Genomic DNA, 3,395 nt, shown 5'->3' with positions numbered 1-3,395 from the left:
GCGTCGAGATTCTCCGCGCGATAGGCGCCCTTCAGAAGGGTCATATAGTCGGCAAACTGTCCGGTTGACTGGAGCAGACTGCCGAATCGCTTGATCGGCATGTTTGTGATCGTGAGCAACCGACTGAAGACGATGCCGTAACGCTCGCCGAGAATGGCCCGGTAATCGGCCTCCAAGACGCCCTGCGCGGGCGGCAAGGTCGGGCCTTGCGGGTTGTACACCAGGTCCAGCTCAAGACCGCTGCCTTCGACACCGTAACCGAGACGGTTGAGTTGCCGCAGACCGGCGATGCTGGCCGCAAACACGCCGCTGCCGCGCTGGGTGTCGACATTGTCGGCCAGATAACAGGGTAACGACGCGATGATGCGAACGCCTTGATCCGCCAAGAAAGCACCGAGATCCTCATGACCGGGTTCCGAGAGGATCGTCAGATTGCAGCGATCGATCACCTCCGCGCCACGACGCCGACCCTCGCGCGCCAGACGACGAAACTCCGGATGCATCTCGGGCGCACCACCGGTGATGTCGAGCGTGCGCACCGGATGCCGGTCCATGAACGCAAGCACCGCCTCGACCGTCTCCTCGCTCATCGACTCGGTGCGCTTCGGCCCCGCATCGACATGACAGTGTCGACAGCTCTGATTACAGCGATAGCCCAGATTGATCTGCAGGGTCTGTAGACGACGCCGGTCGATCGCGGGAAAGTCAGACGGGAAGAGCAAAGGCAGGGAGTCCAGCATGCACACTCCGGAATGGTTGTAGGGAAGGGTTGCGGGGCTTGTTTCGAGACGCCGGCACGGTGCACAATGCGCCGTCGGCGACCGTTACCTCTGAACAGAGTCGGGGCAGATCTTCGCCGAAACAATCAGACACACGGGGCCGTAGCTCAGCTGGGAGAGCGCCGCGTTCGCAATGCGGAGGTCAGGGGTTCGATCCCCCTCGGCTCCACCAAACCCCACGAAAAACCGCCGCCTCGCGGGATATCCCCAAGGCGAAACCCAGAGCGTCCCTCATCCCGCGGCATCGCGCTGCCCAAGACGTGATTCAGAACTGTCCGGCCTTCGGGCTGCAGTAACGTCAGGATGATTCCGGGTCGCAGTGATCGCCGCTCGCCGAGAACACCCTCGACAAGGCAGCTTGGGTCTCCACCGTCAGGCGTGCGAGCTCAGATAGGTCCGAGACCAGACCCTCCAGATCGCCGCGCCGCCCGGCCTGTTCCATTTTGAATGCCAACGCCCCGAGAAGGCAGGCGCCGAAGGTCAGGGCGCTGCCTTTGAGCGCGTGTGCCTCGTGGCATGCCGCGGCCGAGTCGCGGGCGGCGACCGCGGTTTCGATCCGATGTCGACGCCGCTCCGACTCGGTTCGGAACAGACCCATAAGCTCCAGGACCGACTCCCTCCCCAAATCATCGTTCAGCCGGGTCAGCACCGCGAAATCGAGCAGTGACGTGTCGGCGGGCGTCCCGAGCGCCATAGCCGTCTCGTCATCGACGTTCTTTTCTGTTTTCTCATTCATTCGCTTACGCCGAGCAGCCGCCGGGTACCGCGGCGCCCGAACCGCGGGCGTCACCAACAACGGACGCCGCATCGGGAAGGGCCGCCGACCGCGTCGGGGCGAGCGACGCCACGGGACACACGGTGACGCCTGCGTGGCCGAACTTGGCCGAGGGCCCTGCATGGAAAATCGACATCGTGTTGAGCCTCCGTCGTGGTAGGGGGCGAGAACCTGCGCCGCAACGCGAGCTCCGGTGCCGAGGCGACAGAACAACGCCCGCTTCCGGGCGATGATACGCCATTCGACACCGCGCTCATGTCTCGGTATCGGGCCTCAACTGCAGGTCCAAGTCTGCCTCCCGTCACGGCTGCCCCGGCAGGAACCCCGACGCTCGGTATAATAGCGCTCGACGTCGACGCGGCACCCGAGAATCAACGCGCGCAGCGCTTGAATCGAGCCCCCTTGACCTCATCGACAGGGATGCGGTCGGGCGTTCGATGCCGCGCACTCCGGCGGCAAGGCCGTGGCCACACGACAGGTCGCAGGAGCCAAGATCGCTGTTAACGATCACAGCGATACAAACAATCCATTTTCCTTATCACCGAGGCGCCGCTACTCTGCATGCCATCAACGCAGATCAGCCACCCTCAAACCTTCACTCAATCTTGGAGAACGACCCCATGTTCGAGAACCGTATCGGAAGCCGCGTCCCGCAGGTCACCTTTCACACCCGTCAGGGCCACGAGTGGGTCGACGTGACCACCGACGACATCTTCAAGGGCAAGACCGTCGTGGTCTTCTCCCTGCCGGGCGCCTTCACGCCGACCTGCTCCTCTTCGCATGTGCCGCGCTATAACCAACTGGTTCCGACCTTTAAGCAACACGGGGTCGACGAGGTCGTATGTGTATCGGTCAACGACACCTTCGTGATGAATGAGTGGAAGAAGGCACAGCACGCCGACAACGTCACCTTCATCCCGGACGGCAACGGCGAGTTCACAGACGGCATGGGATTGCTGGTCGACAAGGACGATCTGGGCTTCGGCAAGCGGTCCTGGCGCTACTCGATGTTGGTGCGAGACGGCGTCGTCGAGCAAATGTTCATCGAGCCCGAGGTCGAAGGCGACCCCTACGGTGTCTCCGACGCCGACACGATGCTCGCCTATCTGGCGCCGGAAGCGGCAAAGCCGCTCGATGTGACCGTGATGACCCGCGACGGATGCCCCTTCTGCGCAAAGGCGAAAGAGGCCCTGCGCAACGCCGGGATCGCCTATGAAGAACTTTTGCTGAACCGCGACTACACCGAGCAGACCCTGCGCGCCGTCGCGAATGCAGCGTCCGTGCCGCAGGTCTTCGTCAATGGCAAGCTGATCGGTGGATCTGACGCTCTCGAGGTGTGGCTGAAGGAGCATCACACCGCTTAAGACCGGCTCGGCGAGGTCCGCGGGCGGTTCGGCCGAGGTCGGATCGCCCCACCCGAGTTGGATCCAGAACAGACTAGGAGTCATTAGAATGAGCCAGCATTTCGACCTGATCGCCATCGGTGGCGGGAGCGGCGGTTTGGCCGTAGCCGAGAAAGCCGCGCAGCTCGGACGCCGCGTCGCCGTGGTCGAGGCGGGCAAGCTCGGCGGAACCTGTGTGAACGCCGGCTGTGTTCCCAAGAAGGTCATGTGGTACGGCGCGAACCTGGCCGCGGCGGTTGCCGACGCACCCGGTTATGGGGTGAAGGTGCAGTCCGACGGGATCGACTGGCCCACGCTAGTCGCGGGGCGTAATCGCTACGTCGCCGACATCAACGGCTACTGGGACGGCTACGTCGAGCGGCAAGGCATTACACGTATTCAAGGCGAGGCGCGCTTCGTCGATGCCAAGACCATCGTCGTCGGCGAGGATCGCTACAG

At 63.3% G+C, this 3,395-nt stretch carries 4 protein-coding genes and 1 tRNA gene; 3 read left to right on the top strand and 2 right to left on the bottom strand.

Features of this window, described 5'->3' with window-relative positions; translation table 11 throughout:
* Positions 1 to 740 (bottom strand): arsenosugar biosynthesis radical SAM (seleno)protein ArsS (gene arsS, locus GPT33_RS18130; protein WP_296811882.1); only part of this gene is annotated, 740 nt, incomplete at its 3' end.
* 135 nt (positions 741 to 875) lie between these two features.
* Here arsS and GPT33_RS18125 point away from each other — a divergent pair.
* A tRNA-Ala gene (locus tag GPT33_RS18125) sits at positions 876 to 951 on the top strand.
* 126 nt (positions 952 to 1,077) lie between these two features.
* Here GPT33_RS18125 and GPT33_RS18120 read toward each other — a convergent pair.
* On the bottom strand, positions 1,078 to 1,515 hold the full coding sequence (locus GPT33_RS18120; protein ID WP_296811879.1) for an Hpt domain-containing protein: 438 nt from the start codon (positions 1,513 to 1,515) through the stop codon (positions 1,078 to 1,080).
* 659 nt (positions 1,516 to 2,174) lie between these two features.
* Here GPT33_RS18120 and GPT33_RS18115 point away from each other — a divergent pair.
* Both GPT33_RS18115 and GPT33_RS18110 read left to right on the top strand, forming a co-directional pair.
* The gene (locus GPT33_RS18115; protein ID WP_296811876.1) at positions 2,175 to 2,918 is read left to right on the top strand and encodes a glutathione peroxidase; all 744 of its coding nucleotides are present in this window, start codon (positions 2,175 to 2,177) and stop codon (positions 2,916 to 2,918) included.
* Between the two features lie 88 nt (positions 2,919 to 3,006).
* The coding region (locus GPT33_RS18110) for an FAD-dependent oxidoreductase (RefSeq protein WP_296811873.1) at positions 3,007 to 3,395 on the top strand (389 nt) is incomplete at its 3' end.

This window comes from Thiocapsa sp. (assembly GCF_011390875.1).
Lineage (GTDB): Bacteria > Pseudomonadota > Gammaproteobacteria > Chromatiales > Chromatiaceae > Thiocapsa.
The sequence above is the reverse complement of the archived record's forward strand: the minus strand, read 5'-3'. Positions and strand labels throughout refer to the sequence as shown.